The sequence below is a fragment of the Psychrobacter cibarius genome (assembly GCF_904845955.1).
GTDB lineage: Bacteria > Pseudomonadota > Gammaproteobacteria > Pseudomonadales > Moraxellaceae > Psychrobacter > Psychrobacter cibarius_B.
Map to the genome: position 1 here is coordinate 1 of NZ_CAJGYX010000035.1, position 544 is coordinate 544.

1 pseudogene is annotated in these 544 nt (G+C 46.0%); it reads left to right on the forward strand.

Annotation, left to right across the window (positions count from 1 at the left end):
* Nucleotides 1-544: pseudogene (locus tag JMV76_RS14650) on the forward strand (Rne/Rng family ribonuclease); the annotation flags it as partial.

A 544-nucleotide genomic window follows, 5' to 3' on the forward strand; every position in this document is an offset into this window, starting at 1 on the left:
ACGCAAGGTAAAACAGACGTCGAACCACGCGCCATTGGTAAGCGTGCTGGCAACGATCCACGTGGTCAACATCCTAGTTATCAGGAGCCCGCAGTGTTGAGTCTACCGACCGAACAAGCGGCTGATACTGAGCAAACGGTTATTGAACATGATGATAACAATGTGGATGCTCATGATGTTGAGGCAAATGCGCTAGCCAATCAAGCTCAGGCTGATAATATCAGTGTTCACAGCGAACAATTACTAGAAGCAGATCAAGCGCTAGTAGAAGTAACTAACGAGCCGTCGAATGAAGGCACTGTTATAGCTGAGCACGTAGCAGCTGAAAAGATTGACGAGGCACATGACGATAGCGAAGCTGCTGATATTGAAGAGGCTAATATTCAAGAAGCTGACGTTGAAAAAACTAAGCCAGCAGATGAGCCTAAGGTAGAGCAACCTATCAATATCAAAGAAGCGGGCAAAGACGACAGTCAGGCTGCTAAGTCAAAAACCACGATTGCCAGTTATAAAAACATGATTGAGAATGTGGCTGAACAACTGC